Source organism: Pseudomonas bananamidigenes (assembly GCF_001679645.1).
GTDB classification, from domain to species: Bacteria; Pseudomonadota; Gammaproteobacteria; order Pseudomonadales; family Pseudomonadaceae; genus Aquipseudomonas; species Aquipseudomonas bananamidigenes.
Genome location: NZ_LRUN01000073.1, coordinates 1 through 2,827, shown reverse-complemented (window position 1 = coordinate 2,827; position 2,827 = coordinate 1). Strand labels below are relative to the sequence as shown.

The 2,827-nt window shown below is 52.4% G+C and carries 3 protein-coding genes, 3 tRNA genes and 1 pseudogene; all 7 read right to left on the bottom strand.

Annotated features, from left to right (window positions below; translation table 11 throughout):
* Nucleotides 1-78: pseudogene (locus BBF94_RS28085) on the bottom strand (GTP-binding protein); the annotation flags it as partial.
* Nucleotides 79-162: 84 nt separating this feature from the next.
* Nucleotides 163-238 (bottom strand) — tRNA-Thr (locus BBF94_RS22950).
* Nucleotides 239-265: 27 nt separating this feature from the next.
* Nucleotides 266-339, bottom strand: a tRNA-Gly gene (locus BBF94_RS22945).
* Between the two features lie 25 nt (nucleotides 340-364).
* A tRNA-Tyr gene (locus BBF94_RS22940) sits at nucleotides 365-449 on the bottom strand.
* Nucleotides 450-593: 144 nt separating this feature from the next.
* Nucleotides 594-1,031, bottom strand: coding sequence for a hypothetical protein (locus BBF94_RS22935; RefSeq protein WP_065261247.1), 438 nt, complete (start codon nucleotides 1,029-1,031; stop codon nucleotides 594-596).
* 7 nt (nucleotides 1,032-1,038) lie between these two features.
* The gene (locus BBF94_RS22930; protein ID WP_065261246.1) at nucleotides 1,039-1,785 is read right to left on the bottom strand and encodes a pantothenate kinase; all 747 of its coding nucleotides are present in this window, start codon (nucleotides 1,783-1,785) and stop codon (nucleotides 1,039-1,041) included.
* Complete coding sequence (gene birA, locus BBF94_RS22925; protein ID WP_065261245.1) at nucleotides 1,775-2,728, bottom strand: bifunctional biotin--[acetyl-CoA-carboxylase] ligase/biotin operon repressor BirA; 954 nt, start codon at nucleotides 2,726-2,728, stop codon at nucleotides 1,775-1,777. The genes BBF94_RS22930 and birA overlap by 11 nt, the downstream gene beginning before the upstream one ends.
* Nucleotides 2,729-2,827: the final 99 nt, after the last annotated feature.

Here is a 2,827-nt window from a genome sequence, read left to right as displayed (position 1 = left end):
GGTTTTACCGTGGTCAACGTGACCGATAGTTCCGACGTTGACGTGCGGTAGGGAACGATCAAATTTTTCCTTAGCCATCGATATCACCCCTAACAGAAGAAATAAGCAAACAACCCTAGCCATTAAAACAAAGGCAGATATTTTCATATCTGCCTTGTTATATGGAGCTCTTGAGCGGATTTGAACCGCTGACCTCACCCTTACCAAGGGTGTGCTCTACCAACTGAGCTACAAGAGCGTAACACTTTTGCATATTCTGCAAACTTGGAGCGGGTAGCGGGAATCGAACCCGCATCATCAGCTTGGAAGGCTGAGGTTCTACCACTAAACTATACCCGCGGAGCCTGCAGCTCACGCTAAAATCTGGTGGAGGGAGAAGGATTCGAACCTTCGAAGTCGTAGACGTCAGATTTACAGTCTGATCCCTTTGGCCGCTCGGGAACCCCTCCTGATCAGGCCGGCATTCTATACTATGCCAAACCCTTGTCAAGCATTTTCTCATTTAAAAACTTGAGGTTAGCTGCATTGACATCGCTCTGCAGCGCTAACCTTTTCATGGTCTTCGCTGTGGAGCGGGCGCCATTCTATGCAAACTATTCGGTAGGTGCAACCCCCTCGCATAGCATTATTTTGTGTTTTAACTCATTGAATTCCTTGGAAAGGTTTTGCAGTTGAGCATCCCCCAGTGAACGCTGGGTCTCGGGCGTAATTCGAAACCAGTACAGGTCACTGGAAAGCTCCTTGGGTACTGGCAGCGCCTTCGCTCCGAACTCCGTCAAACGCTGTTCCAATGCTTGGGCGGAGTCCTGACGCACCAAACCACCTATATACAGACATTGCCCTTCAGTCCTCCCACCAGATCGTCTTTCACGCGAGACATCGCTTGCCTCGCTCAATAAACGAATATCCTGCTGCGAACCCCGATAGAGACTCAGAGGCGTTACATCCTTTGCGCGCAACGGAGCCTCTTGCTGATGCCAGACGTAATAAAAAATATTGAGTACCAGGAGCAGCAGAAACAACCAACGCATACAAACCTCAGGACAAAGGGCACGCCATAGCCAATCCCACGAATACCAGATCGGAAACAACCCGAGCACCTGGTGCTACATCAGAAACCAGCTCCGCATCCCCGCCAGTAATGAACACAGTGAAGGACTCCCCCCAATAGGATCGAGCCAACTCGAGCTGAGTTAACACGAACCCCCTCAGCATCAGCGAACAACCTCGCTCTACCGCTTCAACAGTGTTACGCCCGGGAGCCTTGCTGAGCAAAGCCTGCTCTGCGGCTTGATCCCCATAGCGAATCTTGCGCGTGTGTGTACGCAATTGGTTTCGCATGAGCGGCATACCAGGACAAATGAAACCTCCCAAATGCTCGCCATCCAATGAAATGAAATCAGAAGTCACCGCGGTTCCGAAATCCAGCACCACGCAGGCACCGCCGGCCAAATGAAAGCCGCCCAGCATGGCTAGCCAGCGATCAAGCCCCAGGCGTTCGTAGTCCTCATAACCATTCTTGACACCGGACATCTCAAGCGCTGGCGCAGCACAAACGACAGAAATACCAAACTCCCGCCTGAGCAAAGCGGTAAGTTCACTGGTCTCATCGTCGGTTCTGACGCTGACAAGTCGACACTTACTTAATGAGATTCCCGGCGAGCGCAGCGCGTCGACCAGCGCCTTATCAGAATCAACCACGCCTTCCCTGACCAAAGTACCGGCCTGAGCTTGCAGTACGCGCCACTTGATAAAACTGTTGCCGCAGTCGAGCTCAAGAATCATCACGCAACCTCAAGCTGAGCTCGCCGCCACTAAAGACTTTTTCCACACCATCAACCTTCAGCCGAAGCGCACCCTGATTATCGATACCCAGCACCACGCCACTCACCTGAGCGGCACCTGCAGTCAGCTCAACCGACTGAGCCTGCCAGAGATGATTCGCCTCCCACTCTGCCCGAAGCGAAGTAAAGCCACCTGACTGATGGCGCTGCAAATAGAGCTGCAACTGCCTGCTCAACTCCACCACCAGATTATTACGATCGCAGTTTCGACCTGACTCCAGGCGAATCGAGGTCCATTGCTGGTCGACTTCATCAGTGGCCTGCATGTTCACGTTGATACCAACCCCCATCACCACGTGACATACATCTGCCGGATCCCCTACAAGCTCAAGCAGAATCCCGGCGATCTTCTTTCGACCAACGAGAACATCATTGGGCCACTTCAACCCTGCACCAGAAACCCCAACCGAACGCAGGGTTTGCATGACAGCAAGCCCCACGACTAGGCTCAAGCCCTCAAGCTGACGCATTCCGCCATCAATGCGCAATACGAGACTGTAATAAAGGTTCTCGGCAAATGGACTGACCCACTTTCGCCCCCTGCGTCCACGTCCGGCAATTTGTCGCTCAGCCAGCACCAGATAAGGCGCCAACTGACCACGATCGATCGCACGTAACGCTTCGGCGTTGGTAGAGTCGATTGAGTCAAAGAGACTGATAGGCCAGCCGACAAGATTTGCCTCAATTCTGGGCAAATCAAGCAATGTCAAAGGCGAAGCCAATTGATAACCTCGACCTCGAACTTTATGTATGGTCAGCCCGAGTTCGGCCTCCAAGTGCTGTAACTGCTTCCAGACCGCACTTCGACTGATTCCCAGAGCAACACCCAAAGTCTGACCAGAATGGAATCGACCATCCTTCAGAAGATTCAACAACCTCAGCATGCAGGTCTCACCTCACAATGAGGTCCGAATAATAGCCACGCACTGAGCCGTTGCATAGAAATCAAACAGCCGTTTTTTCTGCGCGCAAAACAAAACCCC

What these genes read in the sequence shown, in the direction of transcription:
- birA (WP_065261245.1), bottom strand. Translation starts at nt 2,728, where the DNA reads ATGCTGAGGTTGTTGAATCTTCTGAAGGATGGTCGATTCCATTCTGGT.
- BBF94_RS22935 (WP_065261247.1), bottom strand. Translation starts at nt 1,031, where the DNA reads ATGCGTTGGTTGTTTCTGCTGCTCCTGGTACTCAATATTTTTTATTAC.
- BBF94_RS22930 (WP_065261246.1), bottom strand. Translation starts at nt 1,785, where the DNA reads ATGATTCTTGAGCTCGACTGCGGCAACAGTTTTATCAAGTGGCGCGTA.